The organism is Sulfitobacter sp. EE-36 (assembly GCF_000152605.1).
Classification (GTDB): domain Bacteria; phylum Pseudomonadota; class Alphaproteobacteria; order Rhodobacterales; family Rhodobacteraceae; genus Sulfitobacter; species Sulfitobacter pontiacus.
In genome coordinates, this window is sequence record NZ_CH959310.1 from 497,073 (window position 1) to 517,483 (window position 20,411).

General features: G+C 58.3%; 18 protein-coding genes, 1 tRNA gene, 1 rRNA gene and 1 pseudogene. 13 read left to right on the forward strand and 8 right to left on the reverse strand.

Annotation, left to right across the window (positions count from 1 at the left end):
* The first annotated feature begins 76 nt into the window (after positions 1-76).
* Positions 77-1,672, forward strand: a complete 1,596-nt coding sequence (gene serA, locus EE36_RS05080) for a phosphoglycerate dehydrogenase (RefSeq protein ID WP_005850112.1) — start codon at positions 77-79, stop codon at positions 1,670-1,672.
* A gap of 152 nt (positions 1,673-1,824) precedes the next feature.
* Here the strand turns inward: serA and tdh are convergent, their stop codons facing one another.
* The 5 genes from tdh to ubiE form a co-directional block, all read right to left on the reverse strand.
* Positions 1,825-2,868: an L-threonine 3-dehydrogenase gene (gene tdh / locus EE36_RS05085; RefSeq protein WP_005850114.1), complete on the reverse strand. Its 1,044-nt coding sequence runs from the start codon at positions 2,866-2,868 to the stop codon at positions 1,825-1,827.
* Positions 2,865-4,052: a glycine C-acetyltransferase gene (locus EE36_RS05090; RefSeq protein ID WP_005850116.1), complete on the reverse strand. Its 1,188-nt coding sequence runs from the start codon at positions 4,050-4,052 to the stop codon at positions 2,865-2,867. Before EE36_RS05090 ends, tdh begins: the two co-directional genes overlap by 4 nt.
* A 118-nt stretch (positions 4,053-4,170) precedes the next feature.
* Entirely contained in the window at positions 4,171-4,737 is a 567-nt protein-coding gene (locus EE36_RS05095; RefSeq protein ID WP_009825419.1) for a helix-turn-helix domain-containing protein, read from the reverse strand.
* Positions 4,738-4,782: 45 nt separating this feature from the next.
* Positions 4,783-6,315: a 2-polyprenylphenol 6-hydroxylase gene (gene ubiB, locus EE36_RS05100; RefSeq protein WP_005850119.1), complete on the reverse strand. Its 1,533-nt coding sequence runs from the start codon at positions 6,313-6,315 to the stop codon at positions 4,783-4,785.
* 3 nt (positions 6,316-6,318) lie between these two features.
* A complete protein-coding gene (gene ubiE / locus EE36_RS05105; protein WP_005850121.1) occupies positions 6,319-7,071 on the reverse strand; it encodes a bifunctional demethylmenaquinone methyltransferase/2-methoxy-6-polyprenyl-1,4-benzoquinol methylase UbiE in 753 nt (250 codons plus the stop codon).
* A gap of 89 nt (positions 7,072-7,160) precedes the next feature.
* Between ubiE and mutM the strand changes: the two genes are divergently transcribed.
* From mutM to EE36_RS05160, 11 genes are all read left to right on the forward strand, one after another.
* Entirely contained in the window at positions 7,161-8,012 is an 852-nt protein-coding gene (gene mutM, locus EE36_RS05110) for a bifunctional DNA-formamidopyrimidine glycosylase/DNA-(apurinic or apyrimidinic site) lyase (RefSeq protein ID WP_005850123.1), read from the forward strand.
* Positions 8,013-8,076: 64 nt separating this feature from the next.
* Positions 8,077-8,853: an enoyl-CoA hydratase gene (locus tag EE36_RS05115; RefSeq protein WP_005850125.1), complete on the forward strand. Its 777-nt coding sequence runs from the start codon at positions 8,077-8,079 to the stop codon at positions 8,851-8,853.
* 168 nt (positions 8,854-9,021) lie between these two features.
* Positions 9,022-9,285 (forward strand): 30S ribosomal protein S20, encoded by a 264-nt coding sequence (rpsT, locus tag EE36_RS05120; RefSeq protein WP_005850127.1) that lies wholly within the window; start codon positions 9,022-9,024, stop codon positions 9,283-9,285.
* A gap of 525 nt (positions 9,286-9,810) precedes the next feature.
* Entirely contained in the window at positions 9,811-11,169 is a 1,359-nt protein-coding gene (gene dnaA / locus EE36_RS05125) for a chromosomal replication initiator protein DnaA (RefSeq protein WP_005850129.1), read from the forward strand.
* 135 nt (positions 11,170-11,304) lie between these two features.
* On the forward strand, positions 11,305-12,423 hold the full coding sequence (gene dnaN, locus EE36_RS05130) for a DNA polymerase III subunit beta (protein ID WP_005850131.1): 1,119 nt from the start codon (positions 11,305-11,307) through the stop codon (positions 12,421-12,423).
* 46 nt (positions 12,424-12,469) lie between these two features.
* On the forward strand, positions 12,470-13,567 hold the full coding sequence (gene recF, locus EE36_RS05135; protein ID WP_005850132.1) for a DNA replication/repair protein RecF: 1,098 nt from the start codon (positions 12,470-12,472) through the stop codon (positions 13,565-13,567).
* Entirely contained in the window at positions 13,564-14,184 is a 621-nt protein-coding gene (locus EE36_RS05140; RefSeq protein WP_005850134.1) for a LysE family translocator, read from the forward strand. Before recF ends, EE36_RS05140 begins: the two co-directional genes overlap by 4 nt.
* Positions 14,185-14,262: 78 nt before the next feature.
* The gene (gene gyrB / locus EE36_RS05145) at positions 14,263-16,677 is read left to right on the forward strand and encodes a DNA topoisomerase (ATP-hydrolyzing) subunit B (protein WP_005850135.1); all 2,415 of its coding nucleotides are present in this window, start codon (positions 14,263-14,265) and stop codon (positions 16,675-16,677) included.
* A 661-nt stretch (positions 16,678-17,338) separates the two neighbouring features.
* Positions 17,339-17,911: a TetR/AcrR family transcriptional regulator gene (locus EE36_RS05150; RefSeq protein ID WP_152540665.1), complete on the forward strand. Its 573-nt coding sequence runs from the start codon at positions 17,339-17,341 to the stop codon at positions 17,909-17,911.
* Positions 17,912-17,930: 19 nt separating this feature from the next.
* A complete protein-coding gene (locus EE36_RS05155; RefSeq protein WP_005850139.1) occupies positions 17,931-18,785 on the forward strand; it encodes an SDR family oxidoreductase in 855 nt (284 codons plus the stop codon).
* Positions 18,786-18,858: 73 nt separating this feature from the next.
* Complete coding sequence (locus EE36_RS05160) at positions 18,859-18,963, forward strand: transposase (protein WP_005850141.1); 105 nt, start codon at positions 18,859-18,861, stop codon at positions 18,961-18,963.
* Between the two features lie 11 nt (positions 18,964-18,974).
* Here the strand turns inward: EE36_RS05160 and EE36_RS17450 are convergent.
* Positions 18,975-19,290 (reverse strand): annotated as a pseudogene (locus EE36_RS17450) (IS3 family transposase); the annotation flags it as partial.
* Between EE36_RS17450 and EE36_RS17775 the strand changes: the two are divergent.
* Complete coding sequence (locus EE36_RS17775; RefSeq protein WP_156785559.1) at positions 19,256-20,014, forward strand: zinc ribbon domain-containing protein; 759 nt, start codon at positions 19,256-19,258, stop codon at positions 20,012-20,014. The pseudogene EE36_RS17450 and the gene EE36_RS17775 sit on opposite strands and share 35 nt — an antisense overlap.
* On the opposite strand, the gene EE36_RS05175 is transcribed toward EE36_RS17775, so the two are convergent.
* Positions 19,971-20,047 (reverse strand) — tRNA-Met (locus EE36_RS05175). The genes EE36_RS17775 and EE36_RS05175 overlap by 44 nt on opposite strands.
* 69 nt (positions 20,048-20,116) lie before the next feature.
* Positions 20,117-20,231 (reverse strand): 5S ribosomal RNA (gene rrf, locus EE36_RS05180).
* Positions 20,232-20,411 lie beyond the last annotated feature (180 nt).

Genomic DNA, 20,411 nt, shown 5'->3' on the forward strand with positions numbered 1-20,411 from the left:
GGTTCCCCGCTTGGCGATCACGCCAGGCGGGTGGCTAACCCACGCCCCCCTTCTATTCAAAAAAGGAGCGCCAATCATGGCCCCCAAAGTGCTTATTTCCGACAAACTCTCGGACGCCGCCGTTCAAATCTTCAAAGACCGCGGCATTGACGTCGACTTCCAACCCGATCTTGGCAAAGACAAGGACAAGCTTGCCGCCGTGATCGGCGATTACGACGGGCTCGCCATCCGGTCCGCGACGAAAGTGACCGAAAAGATCCTCGCCAATGCGACCAACCTCAAGGTGATCGCCCGCGCCGGTATCGGCACCGATAACATCGACAAGGATGCGGCCTCGAAAAAGGGTGTCATCGTCATGAACACCCCCTTCGGCAACATGATCACCACGGCAGAACACGCGATTGCGATGATGTTCGCCGTTGCCCGTCAAATCCCCGAGGCATCGGCCTCCACCCATGCCGGCAAATGGGAAAAGTCCAAATTCATGGGGGTCGAGCTTACGGGTAAAACCCTTGGCGTAATCGGTGCCGGCAACATCGGCGGCATCGTCTGCGATCGCGCCCGCGGGCTGAAGATGAAAGTCGCGGCCTATGACCCCTTCCTGAGCGAAGAAAAAGCCAAGAAGATGGGTGTCGAGAAAGTCGAGCTGGACGATCTCCTGGCGCGCGCGGACTTCATAACGTTGCACGTGCCTTACACGGATCAAACCGCAAATATCCTGTCCAAGGAAGCCTTGGCGAAAACCAAAAAAGGTGTGCGGATCATCAACTGTGCCCGCGGCGGTCTGGTCGACGAAGAAGCATTGGCCGAAGCGCTGAAATCCGGCCATGTCGCTGGCGCAGCCTTCGACGTTTTCAAGGAAGAGCCCGCGACCGAAAACCCGCTGTTCGGCCTACCCAACGTCGTCTGCACCCCCCACCTTGGGGCCGCCACGACGGAAGCACAGGAAAACGTGGCACTTCAGGTCGCTGAACAGATGTCCGACTACCTGCTGACCGGTGCCGTCACAAACGCCCTGAACATGCCGTCCGTCACCGCCGAAGAGGCAAAGGTCATGGGCCCGTGGATCACTTTGGCGGGTCACCTTGGGGCCTTCATTGGCCAGATGACGGATGAAGCCGTGAAGGCGATCAACATCCTTTACGACGGTCAGGTGTCCGAGATGAACCTGAACGCGCTGAACTGCGCGGTCGTGGCGGGCATCATGAAACGTGCCAACCCCGACGTGAACATGGTCAGCGCCCCCGTTGTTGCGCGCGAAAAAGGCATCCAGATCAGCACCACCAATCAGGACAAATCCGGTGTCTTCAACGGCTATGTGAAAGTGACCGTTGTCACCGAGAAACGTGAGCGGTCGATCGCGGGCACCGTGTTCTCGGATGGCAAACCACGCTTCATCCAGATCAAAGGCATCAATATCGAAGCCGAAGTTGGTGCGCATATGCTTTACACCACCAACAACGACGTGCCCGGCATCATCGGGACGCTGGGTCAGACCCTGGGGGCAAACGACGTAAACATCGCGAACTTCACCCTCGGCCGGTCCACCGCCAAAGGGGAAGCGATTGCCTTGCTCTATATTGACGGCCCTCTGCCCGAGAAAGCGCTGAAAGACCTGCGTGATACAGGTCTGTTCAAACAGGTCAAAGAGCTCGAATTCGAAGTCGCCTAAGACCCACAGCGCATCAATGAACCGCAAAGCGCCCCCATCACCGGGGGCGCTTTTGTTTTGCCTGCTTCCAATGGCCTAAATCCCGGGGGAGCAGCCAAAGGCTGCGGGGGCAGCGCCCCTACAGGCTCACCCCTACCGCTGCCCCCGACGCATCACGCGCCGGTCCAGTCCAGCACCACTTTGCCAGAGGCCCCCGATTTCATCGTCGCAAATCCCGTCTGGAAGTCGTCGACGTCAAAACGATGGGTGATGATCTCACTCACGTCCAAGCCGTTCTCCAGCATGGCGATCATCTTGTACCACGTCTCGAAGATCTCGCGGCCATAGACCCCTTTGACGGTGATCGCCTTGAACACGATGCGCGACCAGTCGACGGGCGATTTGCCCGGCGGGATGCCCAGCATCGCGATCCGCCCGCCCATGGTCATCGCCTCTACCATCTGATCCAGCGCGACCTGATTGCCCGACATCTCCATCCCGACGTCGAAGCCCTGTTTCATCTTCAACCGCGCGATGACATCGGCAAGGTCTTCGTGACGCACGTCGACGGGGACGACATCGGCGACCTTGGCGGCGAGCTCTAGCCGGGCGGGATTCACATCCGTAATCACCACATGACGCGCGCCGACGTGGCGGGCGACCGCTGCGGCCATGATACCGATGGGGCCTGCGCCGGTGATCAGCACATCTTCCCCCACCAGATCAAAGCTCAGCGCGGTGTGTACCGCATTGCCAAGCGGGTCGAGGATCGCTCCGATATCGTCCGAGATCGTGTCGGGCAGCGGGACGACATTGAACGCGGGCAGTCGCAGATATTGCGCGAAGGCACCTTGTTCATTCACGCCGATACCACGCGTGGCGGGATCAAGGTGGAACTTGCCGGACCGCGACTGGCGCGAGGTTTTTCCGATCAGATGCCCCTCGCCCGAACAGCGCTGCCCGATGGTCAGATCCGTGACATTGCGGCCCAGTTCCACAATCTCTCCGGCAAACTCATGGCCGGTGATCAGCGGGACAGGCACGGTATTCTGCGCCCATTCATCCCAGTTCCAGATGTGGATATCCGTGCCACAAATGCCGGTTTTGTTGATCTTGATCAGCACGTCATCCGGCCCGATTTCCGGCACCGGCGCGCGGGTCATCCACAGCCCCTCGCGGGGCTCGGACTTACACAGCGCCTTCATTTCGTTGCTCATGACAGAACCCCACAGGCTTTGCCCGCCACCTTGAAGGCTTCGAGCGCGCGGTCGAGCTCATCGCGGGTCAGCGCGGCATTCATCTGGGTTCGGATGCGGGCCTGACCGCGAGGCACAACGGGAAAGAAAAAGCCGCTGACATAGACGCCTTCCTCGAACAGGCGCGCTGCCATATCCTGCGCCAACTGCGCCTCGCCCAGCATTACGGGGACGATCGGATGTTCACCGGGCAGAAGGTCAAAGCCGAGATCGGTCAGCCCCTCGCGCCAGTATTTCGCGTTCTCGAACAGTTGCGTGCGACGATCGTCCCCTTGTTCGACCAGATCAAGCGCCTTGATCCCGGCCATGACAATCGACGGCGGCAGTGAATTCGAAAAAAGATAGGGCCGCGCGCGTTGGCGCAGCAGGTCGATCACCGGCTGCGGCCCTGCGATATAGCCGCCGATGGCCCCGCCAAGCGCCTTGCCCAAGGTGCCTGTCAGGATATCCACATCGACCCCGAAGTGCGCTGGCGTGCCCTCCCCCTTCGGGCCCATAAAGCCTGTGGCATGGCAGTCGTCGACCATCACCAGCGCTTCGTATTTCTCGGCCAGTTTGGTGATTTCGGGCAGTTTCGCCAGATAGCCGTCCATGCTGAACACACCGTCGGTCGCGATCATGATAAACCGCGCGCCTTCCTCGCGGGCGAGCTTGAGCTGACCTTCAAGGTCGTCCATGTCCGAGTTGGCATAGCGGTAGCGTTTGGCTTTGCACAGGCGGATGCCGTCGATGATCGAGGCGTGATTCAGACTGTCAGAGACGATGGCGTCCTCTGGCCCGAACAGGGGCTCGAACAGCCCGCCGTTGGCGTCAAAGCAAGCCGCAAACAGGATGGAATCATCTTTCCCGAGGAAGGCCGCCAGCTTTTGTTCCAGCTCGCGGTGGATGTCCTGTGTGCCACAGATAAAACGGACAGAGGCCATGCCGAACCCCTTGGGGTCCATCGCGTCACAGGCAGCGGCGATGAGATCGGGGTGGTCTGCCAGCCCCAGATAGTTGTTTGCGCAAAGATTGATCACCTGACGCCCGCCCACCGTGATCTCACCGGATTGGGGCGAGGTGATCATGCGTTCTTGCTTCATCATACCGTCCGCGGCGATGCCGGACAGGGTGGCGTTGACGTGATCTAGGTAGGCTTGGGTCATGATAGAACTCCTTTTCTCAGGCAAGTTCTATCATATCGGACACGGTTCCGAAATAGAGGAAATCCCTTATAGCGGATTTTTTCCTATATCGTGGATTTTCCCACCATGGCCCAAACGGTCAGGCGTCCTGCACGACCAGAAAAGCCCGCACAGGACCATCTGTCGCAGCGATCCGGTGCGGGACATCTGCAGGATAGCGCGCCGTGTCGCCAGCGTGGACAGTGCCGACGGCATCACCGCTGCGTAACTCTACCGTACCTTGCGACACGGTCAGATGCTCGCGCGCGCCGCGGGTATGGGGCTGGCTGTCCAGCATGCCGCCTGCGTCGATCAACAGTTCGTAAACCTCGTGTTTGCCTGCCTCTTCGGGGGGCGACAGGATGCGGATGCGGCAGCCGGAGCCGAGATTGTTGATCGTCGGCACCTCGGCCGCGCGCAAAACCTCGATCTGCGCGGGCGTTGGCGCGCTGTCCAGAAGGCCCGCGAAATCCACCTGTAGCGCACGGGTCAGGTTCCACAGGGTGGCGATGGTGGGGCTGCTTTCACCGCGTTCGATCTGGCTGACCATGGACCGCGACACGCCCGAAAGCTTGGCCACCGCATCAAGGCTCAGGCCCTGAGCGGTGCGCGCGGCCTTCAAGCGGGCGGGAAGTTGCGTCAGTATAGCGTCTGGATTATCCGTCATGCCGGATAGATGGGCCGCAGGGTGCCCCGCTGTCAATGGCAGGCGCTAGCTGAGCGCCTGTAAAATCGCGATAATCCCCGTCGCCGTCCCTGCCCCGACAATAGCGGAAAGAATGATCCACCGGCGGAATGCAGGACGTTGTGGCGGCGTTTCGTCTTGCTGCCGGATCAACGCGTTTTCGACAAGCGCAGGCAAACGCGGGCCAAAACGGGCGAGAACCATCGCGGTCTTGCTCAGATCCTTGATCACGGCACGGGGGCCGATGGACTTAGAGATGTAGTCCGTCACGATCGGGTTCGACACTTCCCAGATGTTGATATGCGGGTTGAGCGAACGGGCGACGCCCTCGACGACGACCATGGTGCGCTGTAGCAAGATCAGCTCTGTCCGTGTTTCCATGCCGAAACGTTCCGTGACCTCGAACAGGTAGGTCAGCAGCCGCGCCATCGAAATGCGGGTCGCGTCCATGCCAAAGATAGGCTCCCCCACGGCGCGCAGGGCGCGGGCGAATTCGTCAACATCCTTGTCGGCAGGCACGTAGCCCGCTTCGAAATGCACCTCTGCCACCCGTTTGTAATCCTTGCGGATAAAGCCGAACAGGATCTCGGCATATACGCGGCGGGTATATTCATCGATGTGGCCCATAATGCCGAAATCATAGGCGATGATATCCCCGTTCGGCGCGACCTTGAGGTTGCCCTGATGCATATCCGCATGGAAATATCCGTCGCGCAGCGCGTGGTTCAGGAACAGTTGCAACACGCGGTCGCCAAGCGCAACACGGTCATGGCCCGCGGCATCAATCGCGGCGTTGTCACCCATCGGGACGCCATCTGCCCAGCCCAGGGTCATGACACGGCGGGCAGAATATTCCCATTTGATCGCAGGCAGTTGGAAGCCGGCATCGCCCTTGGTGTTCGCCGCAAATTCCGACGCGGCGGAGGATTCGAGCCGCAGATCCAGCTCGCCCCGCACCACACCATCGAAATGTTCGATCACCTCCATCGGGCGCAAGCGGCGCGATCCGGGCGAGAAAAGTTCGACCATTCGCGCGGCAAGATAGAAGGCATCGACATCCTTGCGAAAGGCTTTCTCGATCCCCGGACGCAGCACTTTGACAGCGACATCTTCCTGCGTTTCGGCGATGGTGGCGCGGTGCACCTGCGCGATAGAGGCAGCGGCGACGGGCGCGCTAAAGTCAGAGAATATCGCATCGACCGGCAGGCCGAGCTCTTTTTCGACTTCGGCCTTGGCCTGTTCGATGGAAAACGGCGGCAGCTTGTCTTGCAGCACGCGCAATTGCACGGCCAGCTCATCGCCCACGACATCGGGGCGGGTAGAGAGCACCTGACCGAACTTGATGTAGGCAGGGCCAAGCGCGGTCAGCGCACGGGTCGCGGGCGGCATGGACGGATCACCGGCATAGCCCAGAAACTTGAACGGTTTGCCAAGCGCCTTGGCGACAAAGCGCAACGCGGGCGTTGCATCAAAGGCGTCCAGCACGACATTCATCGCGCCGGTCCGCTCCAAAGTTGCACCGGTGCGGATCAACCGCCAGATATTATGAGGTCCGCGCATGGGTTAAATCTTCCAACCAGAATGAAGCGCCGCGATCCCCAGCGACAGGTTCCGGTACTTCGCCTGCCCAAAGCCCGCGGTGCGCAGCATGCCAAGGAAGGTTTCCTGATCAGGGAAGTTGCGGATCGATTCCACGAGGTACTGATAGCTGTCGCGGTCGTTCGCGATCATCTGCCCCATGCGGGGGATGACGTTAAAGCTATACAAATCATAGGCTTTCTGCATCATCGGATTGGGCAGCTGGCTGAATTCAAGCACCATGAGACGCCCGCCGGGACGCAGCACGCGGTAGGCTTCGTTCAGCGCTTCTTGGGGGCGAGTGACGTTCCGGATGCCAAAGCTGATTGTATAGACGTCAAAGGTATTATCCTCGAACGGCAGCGCCATGGCGTCGCCAACGACCCAATCAAGGCTATCGGCCATCGCTGCGGCCTCTGCCCGTTTGCGCCCTTCGACCAGCATCGGTTCGGTCAGATCCAGCACGGTGGCGTGGCCCGATCCGGCACGGCCCAGAAACTTGAACGACACATCGCCGGTCCCCCCGGCGACATCCAGCAGCTTTTGACCGGCGCGCGGTGCCAGCCAATCCATCATCGCCTCTTTCCAGACGCGGTGGATGCCGACACTCATCACATCGTTCATGATGTCGTATTTGCTGGCCACAGAGTTAAAGACACCCTGCACGCGCCCGGCCTTGTCGCTTTCGGCTACGGTTTCAAATCCGAAATGAGTGGTTTTGTCGCTGTCGTTTGTCATGGGGTCTTGTAGTCCTTTGATCTGCACCTTTGTTATAGGGCGCGAGGGGGCAGGTACAATGCGCCCCTTTTGTCACAGGGGAAACAACCATGCCTGAGTTGCCAGAGGTCGAAACAGTGCGTCGCGGTCTATCCCCCGTGATGGAGGGGGAGGTGATCGCCCGCGCCGAGGTAAATCGCCCCGATCTGCGCTGGCCTTTCCCCCCAGATATGGCGGCACGGCTGACAGGACAACGGGTGACCCAGCTGCGGCGGCGGTCAAAATATATCCTCGCCGATCTGTCGTCGGGGGAATCGCTGCTGGTGCATCTGGGGATGTCGGGGCGGATGCTGATCTCGGGCGATCCATTGGGGCAGTTCGTGCATGACCACCCTGCCCCCGAAAAACACGATCATGTGGTGTTTCATATGGGCAACGGTGCACGGGTGACCTTTAACGACCCGCGCCGCTTTGGCGCGATGGACTTGCTGGACACTGCCAGCGCTGACAGCCACAAGCTGCTGTCGTCGATCGGGCCGGAGCCTTTGGGCAATGACTTCCACGAGGACCATCTGATTGCCGCGCTCAAGGGCAAGAACACCCCGATCAAGACCGCGCTGCTGGACCAGCGGATCGTGGCGGGGCTGGGAAATATCTATGTCTGCGAAACCCTTTACCGTGCGGGCATCCACCCTGCGCGCAAGGCAGGGCGGATCGCGGCGAAACGGGTGGGCAGCTTGGTCCCGATCATCCGCGATGTGCTGAACGAGGCGATCACCGCAGGCGGGTCCACCTTACGCGATTTCAAACGCGCGGACGGTGAATTGGGTTATTTCCAGCACAGCTTTGACGTGTACGGCCGCGCGGCAGAACCCTGCCGCAGTGAAGGCTGCACCCATCAGATTGCACGAATCGTCCAGTCGGGGCGGTCTTCCTTCTACTGCCCGCAATGCCAAAGATAACTTGAAACACCCCACCCCCGTGGTATGCACATCTTTCAAAGCGTAACAAACGAGAGCATTCTTGATGGCTTATGAAACGATCACGGTCGACGTCGACAACCACATCGCGCTTGTCACGCTGAACCGTCCCGATGCGATGAACGCACTGAATGACCAGCTGATGACCGAGCTGGCCGATGCGTTGAAATCGGCTCAGGAAAACGAAAAAGTCCGCTGCATCGTGATCACCGGCTCGGAAAAGGCTTTTGCCGCCGGTGCCGATATCGCCATGATGCGCGACAAAAGCTTCGTCGATGTCTTTGCCGGTGACCTCTTCACCCCCGAGACAGACCAGATTATGCGCGTGCGCAAACCCATCATTGCTGCTGTGTCGGGCTATGCCCTTGGCGGCGGCTGCGAACTGGCGATGATGTGTGACTTTATCATCTGTTCCGAAAGCGCCAAATTCGGGCAGCCTGAAATCAACCTTGGCGTTGTTGCAGGTATTGGCGGCACGCAGCGCCTGACCCGCGCCATCGGCAAATCCAAAGCGATGGACATGAACCTGACCGGCCGCTTCATGGATGCCGCCGAGGCAGAGCGTGCGGGCCTTGTATCGCGCGTCGTCCCCGTCAAGAAACTGATGGAAGAAGCCATGGCCGCCGCCGCCAAGATCGCCGAGAAATCGATGATCTCGACCATGGTGGTAAAGGAAGCCGTAAACCGGTCGTTCGAAGTACCCTTGCGCGAGGGCCTGCTGTTTGAGCGTCGTATTTTCCATTCGCTGTTCGCGACGGAAGACCAAAAAGAAGGCATGTCCGCCTTCCTTGAAAAGCGCGAAGCGCAGTTCCGGGACAAGTAAATGGCTTTGCGGGTTTGCATTGCGTGTCGGGTTGGACTATAGGCAGCCCTAATACATGCGCGTGCAGCCCGCTCTGGCTAGAATCACCTTATCGGATATCGGTTCCGGTCGTTGGGTTTGTGTCGCGTATTTGCAATTTGAACATACCCAAGATGAAGGCTGATCCTCATGGCAAACACACCTCAGGCTAAAAAACGCGCCCGCCAGAACGAAGCACGTTTCCAAATCAACAAAGCACGTCGTTCGCGCATCCGTACCTTCCTGCGCAAAGTCGAAGAAGCAATCGCATCCGGCGACAAAGAAGCCGCAACTGCCGCTCTGCGCGCCGCTCAGCCCGAGCTGATGCGCGGTGTGACAAAAGGCGTTTTCCACAAGAACACTGCCTCGCGCAAAATGTCGCGTCTGGCGTCGCGGGTCAAAGCACTGGGCTAAGCCCGGTTGACCTAACGTCATCTTTTACAACTTAAAAGCACCGCTTCGGCGGTGCTTTTTTTGTTTCTGTAGCACTCGCATCACGGGAATGAGATTCTTTTGCACCAATCTCTGAGTCAAGTTTGAAGATGTGTTGTATCAGTCCGACCGAGATTGCTAACACTATCAAACGCGATTCACTTCGCTTGGGGGGACAGGCCCGAACGGTTCGAGATATTTGCTAGAATATCGAACATCCGCCGGGGAAATTTGGATGGTCTTGCTAGGGGCCACCTGACGTCTGCAGATGCTGCTGCCAGCACATTTGCCCTGTCTTTTTAAAAACGACGAACGGTGTGTTCGGCAGCGACGTTTGGCGATTTGCTTCGCCAACGCACGCGTCAGGCATGCCTTATGTAAAAATGTCCGAAGGACGGCGGGCCGGTTCTCTGTGTGGGACCGGGTAAACGGTCTGTTGTCTTTTGACTGGGTAAAATAGCGTTTCAGTATGTGCTGAAGCGATCAAAGAATGGGACGGCAGGGCGCATGATGCAGGCAGAATGGACGACAATTCGGGACCGGCTTTTAAAGACGGTTGGACAGAACAACTTTACTACCTGGATTGACCCACTGACTGTTGGCCCCATCGAAGACGGCATTTGCACGTTGTTCGTACCGACCAATTTCTTTGGCAACTATGTCAGCCAGAACTTCGCCGATCTGCTGCTGCATGAAATGCAGTCCGAAGACATCAGCATCAGCCGCCTGAAATTCGCGGTCGCCCCACAGGACAAGCCCGCCGCCATTGATCCTGCCCCAGCCCGCCCCAAGCCCGCCGCCGCAGCCCAGCCTGCGAACAGCCAGATCAACGCCGCCCCGCTTGACGCCCGCTTTAGCTTTGACAACTTTGTGGTCGGCAAACCCAACGAACTGGCCCACGCCGCAGCACGTCGCGTTGCCGAAGGTGGCCCCGTCACCTTCAACCCGTTGTTTCTTTATGGTGGTGTCGGCTTGGGCAAAACCCACTTGATGCACGCCATTGCGCAAGAGCTTCAGGTTCGCAAACCCGAACTGAACGTGCTGTATCTGTCGGCTGAACAATTCATGTATCGCTTCGTGCAGGCGCTGCGTGATCGCAAGATGATGGACTTCAAGGAAATCTTCCGCTCGGTCGACGTGCTGATGGTGGACGATGTTCAGTTCATCGCGGGCAAGGACAGCACGCAAGAAGAATTCTTTCACACGTTCAACGCCCTCGTGGATCAGAACAAACAGATCATCATTTCCGCAGACCGCGCCCCGGGCGAGATCAAGGATCTTGAGGATCGCGTAAAATCGCGCCTGCAATGCGGTCTGGTTGTTGACCTGCATCCGACCGACTACGAACTGCGTCTTGGCATTCTGCAAAACAAGGTGGAAGCGCAGCGCAAGAACTACCCCGGTCTTGAGGTCGAAGCTGGCGTGCTCGAGTTTCTGGCGCATCGCATCACCACCAACGTCCGTGTACTGGAAGGCGCGTTGACCCGTCTGTTCGCCTTTGCATCGCTTGTCGGCCGCGAGATCAATATGGACCTGACGCAGGATTGTCTGGCCGACGTACTGCGTGCCTCTGAACGCAAAGTCAGTGTCGAAGAGATCCAGCGCAAAGTGTCCGAGCATTACAACATCCGCCTCAGCGATATGGTCGGCCCCAAGCGTCTGCGCAGCTATGCCCGCCCGCGTCAGGTCGCCATGTATCTGTGCAAGAAAATGACCAGCCGTTCATTGCCCGAAATTGGCCGCCGTTTTGGCGGGCGGGACCACACGACCGTGATGCACGGCGTGAAACGTATCGAAGAGCTTAAACAGAACGACGGTCAGATCGCCGAAGATCTGGAACTGCTGCGCCGCTCTCTCGAGGCTTAAGAGCACCAGCTTGCACAGAAGACACGCGAAGGCCTTGACGGGCCTTCGTTTCGTGCTGAAAAGTCAACAAAACTCTTGTGAATACATTGGTATCGGGTAGTTTGCCCTCCCGGACTGCCGGAATGGAGATGGCATATGAAATTCAGCATTGAACGCGCCGCGCTGCTTAAGGCCGTATCACAGGCCCAATCCGTGGTAGAGCGCCGCAATACCATCCCAATCCTCGCCAACGTGCTGATCGAGGCCGAAGGCTCTGACGCGTCGTTCCGCGCGACCGATCTGGACATCGAAGTGGTCGACAAGGCCGCGGCGCAGGTCGAACGTGCCGGTGCGACCACGGTTTCCGCGACCACATTGCATGAAATCGTGCGCAAGCTGCCTGATGGCGCATTGATCAGTCTGACCGCCGACAGCGCCGCGGGGCGTCTGACGGTCGAAGCAGGCCGCTCCAACTTCTCGCTCGCGACATTGCCGCGCGAAGATTTCCCCGTCATGGCGACTTCTGAATACCAGTCGAACTTCAAGGCCCCTGCCCCCGTGCTGCGCCGTCTGTTCGACAAATCCAAATTCGCCATCTCGACCGAAGAAACACGGTACTATCTGAACGGCGTCTACATGCATATTTCGGACAGCGAAGGCAGCAAGGTGCTGCGCTGCGTTGCCACCGATGGCCACCGTCTGGCCCGCATCGACGCGCCCATGCCCGAGGGTGCCGCCGAAATGCCCGGCGTGATCGTGCCCCGCAAAACCGTGGGCGAGCTGCGCAAGCTGCTGGACGACGACGATATGGAAATCGCCGTTTCCGTGTCCGAGACCAAGATCCGCTTTGCCACACCGGACATCACGCTGACCTCCAAGGTCATCGACGGGACGTTCCCCGACTACACCCGCGTGATCCCGCAGGGCAACACCCGCAAGATGGAAGTCGACGCCAGCGATTTCGCCCGCGCCGTGGACCGTGTTGCGACCGTAAGCTCCGAACGGTCCCGCGCCGTCAAGCTGCAACTGGACGAAGATCGTCTGGTGCTGTCCGTCAACGCGCCTGACAGCGGTGCCGCCGAGGAAGAACTGGTCGTTGCCTATGCCGACGAACGGCTGGAGATCGGGTTTAACGCGAAATACCTGCTTGAGATCGCAAGCCAGGTGGATCGTGAAAACGCCGTGTTCCTGTTCAACTCCTCCGGCGATCCGACGTTGATGCGCGAAGGCAATGACATGTCTGCGGTCTATGTCGTTATGCCGATGCGCGTGTGACGCTGACAGGCTACGTCGAACATCTTAACGCATTCATACCAGTCGTATGAGCGGCCTTTACCTCTCCCAGCTGACGCTGTCGCATTTTCGCTCGCATAAACGTGCGGTGATCGATTGCGACACGCGGCCTGTGTCTATTTTCGGGCCCAATGGCGCGGGAAAGACCAATATTCTGGAAGCCGTGTCTTTGTTGTCCCCCGGCCGCGGCCTGCGCCGGTCAAGCGCGTCGGATATGACGCGCCGGCCAGAAGCGCTTGGCTGGAAGATCACCGCACATCTGCGCAGTCTGGGCCAGATCCACGAGGTCGAGATCTGGTCAGAGGCGGGGGCCGCGCGGCAAGTGCGGATTGACGGCAAGGCGACAGCGCAGACCGGATTAGGGCGCATTGCGCGGGTGCTGTGGCTGATCCCGTCGATGGACCGTCTGTGGATCGAAGGCGCCGAAGGTCGCCGCCGTTTTCTTGACCGCATGACGCTCAGCTTTCTGCCTGACCATGCAGATCAGTCGCTTGCCTATGAAAAGGCCATGCGCGAACGCAACCGCCTGCTGAAGGATATGGTGCGCGAACCGTCGTGGTATGTCGCGCTGGAACAGCAAATGGCCGAGGCCGGAAGCGCGATCCACGCCAACCGTGTTGCCGCCTTGCAAGCCATCACCGAGGCACAGGCACAGGCCGAGACCGCCTTTCCCACCGCGACGCTTGATCTGATCTGCGATATGCCCACCACCGCCGAGGGGCTGCGTCAGGCGCTCGCCGATAACCGGATGCGCGATCTGTCAGCGGGACGGACCCTGATCGGGCCGCATCGTGCCGATCTTGAAGGGGTCTATGCCGCCAAGGACGTGCCCGCGCGTGATTGTTCAACCGGAGAGCAGAAGGCCCTTCTGGTGTCGCTGATCCTTGCGAACGCCCGCGCACTGGCCGCTGATTTCGGCGCGCCGCCCCTGCTGCTGCTCGACGAGGTCGCCGCCCATCTAGACGCCAACCGCCGCGCGGCGCTCTATGACGAACTGTCCGCCCTTGGTGCCCAAGCCTGGATGACCGGCACCGGAGAAGAGCTGTTCGACACGCTCGGCCCCCGCGCACAACGGCTTGAGGTGACAGAGACCCTCGGCCTTTCAACTGCAAGGATGCTTCCATGACCATCGCCCTGCCCGATCTGCTGCTGTACTGCGGCGCGCTTGTGATCCTGTTTCTGACCCCGGGCCCTGTCTGGCTGGCCATCATGGCACGCGCGCTGTCGGGCGGGTTTGGCGCGGCATGGCCGCTCGCCCTTGGGGTGGCGATCGGAGATATGCTCTGGCCGCTGGTGGCGGTGCTTGGCATCAGCTGGATCCTGTCGGTGTTTGATATGTTCATGCTTGGCATGCGCTGGATCGCCTGTGCCGTGTTCCTGATCATGGGCGTGTTGCTGATCCGCCATGCCGACGCCAAGATCGACCGCGACAACCGTCTGACCCGCCCCGGCGCGTGGGCCGGTTTCGGTGCCGGGTTGCTGGCCATTCTGGGCAACCCAAAGGCCGTTCTGTTCTATATCGGTGTGCTGCCGGGCTTCTTTGATCTGCGCCATGTCACCGCATTGGACGTGGGCGCGATCATCGCCGCATCCGTCGCGATCCCGCTGTTCGGGAACCTTGCGATCGCCGCTTTAGTGGGCAAATTGCGCGGCCTGATGACCGACCCGGCGACCCTGAAACGCATCAACATCGTGGCCGGTGCGCTGCTGATCTGCGTAGGTTTGCTCATCCCCTTCGTCTAACGCAAAATCTTGTGTCAGGCGCGTGACAATCGTGGCGGAAAACACTATAAATTGGGTAACAAAAGAAGGTTTCCCAATATGTCCGACACCGATCAGCTCCCCGAGGAATATGGCGCAGATTCCATTAAGGTTCTCAAAGGCTTAGAAGCGGTTCGCAAACGTCCGGGCATGTATATCGGTGACACCGATGACGGGTCGGGTCTGCACCACATGGTCTATGAGGTCGTGGACAACGGCATTGACGAGGCGCTGGCCGGTCATGCGGATGCGGTGAACGTTACAATTCACGACGACAGCTCTGTTTCGGTCAGTGACAACGGGCGCGGCATTCCCGTCGGCATCCACCAGGAAGAAGGCGTTTCCGCCGCCGAGGTCATCATGACCCAGTTGCACGCGGGCGGTAAGTTCGACAGCAACTCGTACAAGGTATCCGGCGGTCTCCACGGCGTGGGCGTATCGGTTGTGAACGCGCTTTCCGATTGGCTGGAACTGCGCATCTGGCGCGAAGGCAAGGAACATGTTGCGCGCTTTGAAGGCGGTTTCACCACCAAACATCTGGAGGTCGTGGGCCCCACCGAACGTACCGGCACCGAAGTCCGGTTCATGGCCTCGACCGAGACGTTTTCGAACCTCGACTATAGCTTCGAGACGCTGGAAAAACGTCTGCGCGAACTGGCGTTCCTGAACTCCGGCGTGCGCATCATCCTGACTGATGAACGCCCTGCCGAACCTCTGCGGACCGAGCTTTTCTATGAAGGCGGCGTGAAGGAATTCGTAAAATACCTCGACCGGTCGAAAACCTCTGTCATGCCCGAACCGATTTTCATCTCGGGCGAGAAAGACGATATCGGCGTCGAAGTCGCGATGTGGTGGAACGACAGCTACCATGAAAACGTGCTGCCCTTTACCAACAACATCCCGCAGCGTGACGGCGGCACCCACACCGCGGGCTTCCGCGGGGCGCTGACGCGGACAATCAACAACTACGCGCAATCTTCAGGTATCGCGAAGAAGGAAAAAGTATCCTTCACCGGGGATGACGCCCGCGAAGGCCTGACCTGCGTGCTGTCGGTCAAGGTGCCGGACCCAAAGTTCAGCTCGCAAACCAAGGACAAACTTGTCAGCTCGGAAGTGCGCCCCGCCGTCGAAGGATTGGTGAACGAAAAGCTGGCCGAATGGTTTGAAGAAAACCCGCAGATCGCCAAGATCGTCGTCGGCAAGATCATCGAAGCCGCCCACGCCCGCGAAGCAGCGCGCAAGGCCCGCGACCTGACCCGCCGCAAGACCGCGATGGACGTGAACTTCCTTGCGGGCAAGCTCAAGGATTGCTCTGAAAAAGACCCGTCCAAAACCGAAGTCTTTCTGGTGGAGGGTGACTCCGCCGGTGGCTCTGCGCAAACGGGCCGTGACCGCCAGACACAGGCGATCTTGCCCCTGAAAGGTAAGATCCTGAACGTCGAACGCGCCCGGTTTGACCGGATGCTGGGCAGTCAGGAAATCGGTAACCTTGTTATGGCGCTCGGCACCGGAATTGGTCGCGATGAATTCAACATCGATAAACTGCGCTACCACAAGATTGTCATCATGACAGATGCGGATGTTGACGGCGCGCACATCCGCACGCTGCTGCTCACGTTCTTCTACCGTCAGATGCCGCAGCTGATCGAGAACGGCCATCTCTATATTGCGCAGCCGCCCTTGTACAAAGTGTCGCGTGGCAAGTCCGAGGTCTACCTCAAGGATCAGGCCGCGATGGAGGACTACCTGATCCAGCAAGGCATTGAAGGCGCTATGCTAAAGCAGGGCAATGGCGAGGAAATCACCGGTCAGGATCTGGCCCGCGTCGTCGATCTGGCCCGCCAGATGCGCCGTGTTCTCGAAGCTTTCCCGACCCATTATCCCCGCCATATTCTGGAACAGGCCGCCATCGCCGGTGCCTTTGTGCCGGGCGCGGTTGATGCTGATCTGCAAGGCGTGGCCGACAAGGTCGCTGAGCGTCTGAACCTGATCGCATTGGAATGGGAACGTGGCTGGCAAGGCCGCATCACCCAAGACCACGGCGTCCGCCTCGCCCGCATCCTGCGCGGCGTGGAAGAGGTGCGCACCCTCGACGGCCGTATGCTGCGGTCGGGCGAGGCCAAACGCTCGGGAGGGTTCACAGAGCATCTGCAAGACGTCTACGGCACGCCCGCCAAACTGGTTCGCAAAGACCGTAGCCAGCTGATCCACGGCCCCATGGACCTGCTTGAAGCGATCCTTGCCGAAGGTGAAAAAGGCCTGTCCCTGCAACGCTACAAAGGTCTGGGCGAAATGAACCCCGATCAGCTGTGGGAAACCACGCTCGACCCCGACGCCCGCACCCTGTTGCAGGTTAAGGTCGCGGATATGGCCGAAGCAGACGACCTTTTCACCAAGCTGATGGGCGACGTCGTAGAACCCCGCCGCGAATTCATCCAGCAAAACGCGCTGAGCGTCGAGAACCTGGATTTTTAAGCGTTTGTAGGGAAGCGGGTAAAATTGCGTGGCGCGCATAAGTTTGCGCGTCGCCGATGATGCCAAGCAATATGAAATCATTTTAATTCAATAACTTATTTGATTCATCCAAATACGGAGGGCTTATAGGATCGCGCCAGGCTTGCCGCCTCCCCTTTCAGATCCGAGTGAACATTCCAATTAGCCTTCAATCACTCCATGCCCATTCCACGACATTGGACTGGACCCTTACCCCCCAATCAGCTCCGCGTTTTATGTTTACAACTGCATTCGCTTAGGACAGGCGGCCGCTTACGGCCCTAAACTGCCACTCGTTGGGCTGAGCATTGCTAGGCTGTTGCTTCCTCAAACCAGCCATCGGTGGCATCGTGCAGCATAATTTGGCAGGATGAGGTCAGCAGTGCCGGCAAACGTTGCTTTGCAAGACGGTTACGATGGCCCTTGGCAGAACTTAGCTGCAAGCCACCTGCACGGACTGAACCAATAGCAATGTGACCTGCGAAGGTCGAGCCTTACGCTTGGCCAGCAGCATCCGCACGTTGAGTGCTTCGGTCGCTTACCTAAAATCTTAAACATACAAAAGCATGAAAAGTTGCTACACCGATATTGATAATGAATATTCATTACCTTAATTAACCATAGCCTGCGGTGAGGATGATAAATGCCAAGACTAAGCAAATCAGAAACCAGAGAAAAACTCCGCGACGCTTTGGTCGCCGAAGTTGTGGAAAACGGGATTTCCTCGTTAAATGTAGCCGGCATCGTTGCGCGGGCAAAGGTCTCGGCAGGCACGGTCTACGTCCATTTTGAAAACAAGGATGACATGCTCCGGAAGGTGTACATGGAGCTTAAGGCAGATTTCCACCACACCGTCACCAAACACCAGGTCGAGACCGACAGCGCGCAACTTGTCCGAAATATGTGGTTTGCGATGTTCGACTTTGTGCGCATCCGCCCGCAGGACTTCCTGTTTCTCGATTATGTGAGTGCTGCAAAGATACTCTCACCAGAGCAACAAGCCATCACAGACAAATATGCCGCTGATATTGCGGTACTCCTAAAACGCGGGGTGGATGACGGCACTCTGGCCGATCTTGATACCAGTCTGCTTTCGCTTTTGTTGGTCGCTCCCGCCATGCAGCTCGCACGCAGTGCCGTCCTTTCAGGTCAAAAAATCCCCGAAACACTGATCGAACAGACCTTTGAGCGGGTCTGGCTTTCGATCGCAAAATAGCAATCAAAAGGATCAAACCATGCCGAAAGTTATACTCATCACTGGCACATCCACTGGCCTTGGCGTGGCCACCGCCGTTCAGGCCGCACAGGCCGGACACACTGTGTATGCCACCATGCGCAACACACAAAAACGCGGCACTCTCGATGCGGCTGCACAGGTTGCGGGAGTAACGCTGAACGTGCTGCAACTTGACGTGCAGGATGCGGACTCTGTTAATGCAGCAGTCGATACCGTTATTGCCGAACAGGGCCGCATTGACGTGCTGATCAACAACGCTGGCATGGGGTATGTGCGCAGCCTTGAGCAGGCCGAAGAGTCTGATATCCAAAAGATCCTCGACATCAACTACACAGGCGTCACGCGCTGCATCAAAGCGGTCATGCCACACATGCGCAAAGCCCGCGCCGGCCATGTGATCAACATCAGTTCTGTCGGTGGCTTGGTTGGTCAGCCGTTCAACGAAATCTACTGCGGCGCGAAATTTGCTGTCGAAGGCCTGACAGAGGCAATGGCCAGCTACATCACCCCAGCGTTCGGCATCCACTTCACCGCCGTTGAGCCAGGCGGCATAGCTTCTGAGTTCGCCAATACGGTGTTGGAGCAAGTCGAACAGACAGGTGGCATGTTAGAGGACGAATACCTGCCGATCCTTCAAAAATATATTACGGGTTCTCAAGACCGCCAAGAGACGGGCATCTACCAGACCGCGGATGAGGTTGCTGCGATTGTCATGAAGGTAATGGGTTCAGAACAGCCTCCTGTCCGCACGCGGACTTCTGAATGGTCCGAAGACTTCAGTAAACTCAAGACTGGCCTTGATCCGGATGGATTAAGGCAACAATCGCTGGTCGCCGAACAGTTCCTCAAATAGTCGGTAATCCCCCCTTAAATTAGAGGTGTTCAAAAGTAGAATTTTCTCGGCAAGATATCTAAGGAGATTTACGATGAAGAATGGACGATTCAGCGACGCACAGATCATGGCGGCGTTGAAGCAGGCGGAGGGCGGTGTGCCGGTTTCTGAGCTTTGCCGTGAGCATGGGATTGAATAGCCCCTCGTTTCCTAGACACCTTCTTGGTTCACATTGAACTGTCTGTTTTCGAAGTCGACAGGCGACAGCATACGGTTTCTGACATGTTTGAGTTTCGGGTTATAGAACATTTCGATGTAGTCGAAGATGTCCTGTCTGGCCTCCTCGCGGGTTTTATATGTTCGACGCCGTACGCGTTCCCGTTTGAGCAGGTTGAAGAAGCTCTGCGGCAAGTCTTTGTCCGCCATTGGTCCGAGGACAATGGACGCGCGCATTGTCATGGCAATTCCCGCGCCTGCTCATCGAGTGTTCGATGTTGTGGGCCCGCAGACCGAAGTATCTGCTTTCAGGACTGCTGAGCTGCGGCCAATGCGGCGGCAACCTTACTGTCGCGGGCAAAGGCGCGCGCCGACGCTATTACTGTGCCAACCATAAAGAGAAGGGCAAGGCTGTCTGCACCGGCATGCCCGGCTTGTCCGAGACCGACGCTGCCGAAAGCATCCTGAGCGGTCTGCGGACTGGTCTGATGCAAGACGCCGCCTACGAGGATTTTCGGAAGAAGTTTGTAGATAAGGTCCGAGCCCAAGAGCACGAGACCGGTGAGTCCCTGCGCCGACACGATGACCGGATCCGGGAGACGGAGAAGACCCACGCCAATCTGGTGCGCGCCGTCGAGGGCGGCACCTTTTCAGAAGCGCTGATCGAGCGGCTGAATGCGGGGGATGCGGAGCTGAAAGCACTACGGGCCGAGCGGGAAGCACTGGTCCCCACTCCGGTCGACCTTCCGGAAGACCTGCCGTCCCTTTACAGGGCCTACGTGGCTGATCTCGCCAGCACGCTGTCGGATGAGGTAGTTGCCGGTTCAGCGGCAGATGAGCTTCACACGTTGATCGACACGGTCGTGGTGAGCTGGAACGAACAGAAGGAACATCACGAGCTCGATATCCAAGGTAAGCTGTTGGAACTATTGAGCTTTGGTGCAAGCAAAAAGGCCGCGGGTCTTTCGACTGCGGCCTGTTCTTTAAAGCTGGTTGCGGGAGTAGGATTTGAACCTACGACCTTCAGGTTATGAGCCTGACGAGCTACCGGGCTGCTCCATCCCGCGCCGGGTGCCAATGTTTTTGTATTGGCTTATTTATTGTCATCGTTGAGAGATACGTAGAGGTTTTGCTAGGTTTGGCGGTGACCTACTCTCCCACGTCTTAAGACGCAGTACCATTGGCGCAGTAGCACTTAACTGCCGAGTTCGGGATGGGATCGGGTGTTTTGCTTACGCTATGACCACCAAACCGAGTAAAACCTCTATGTTGCTGCTTTTGCCATTGGCAAAAGAGCAACAAGCGGGAGAGAGCGTATCCGAAGGATGCGCGTTCCCGCCCCCTCACCATTCTGGGTAAGGATTTGTCCAAGTCAGTACCACTGATTGTATGTGTATGCTTTTGTCCTAGTAAGAAGTCTTTCTTCTACTG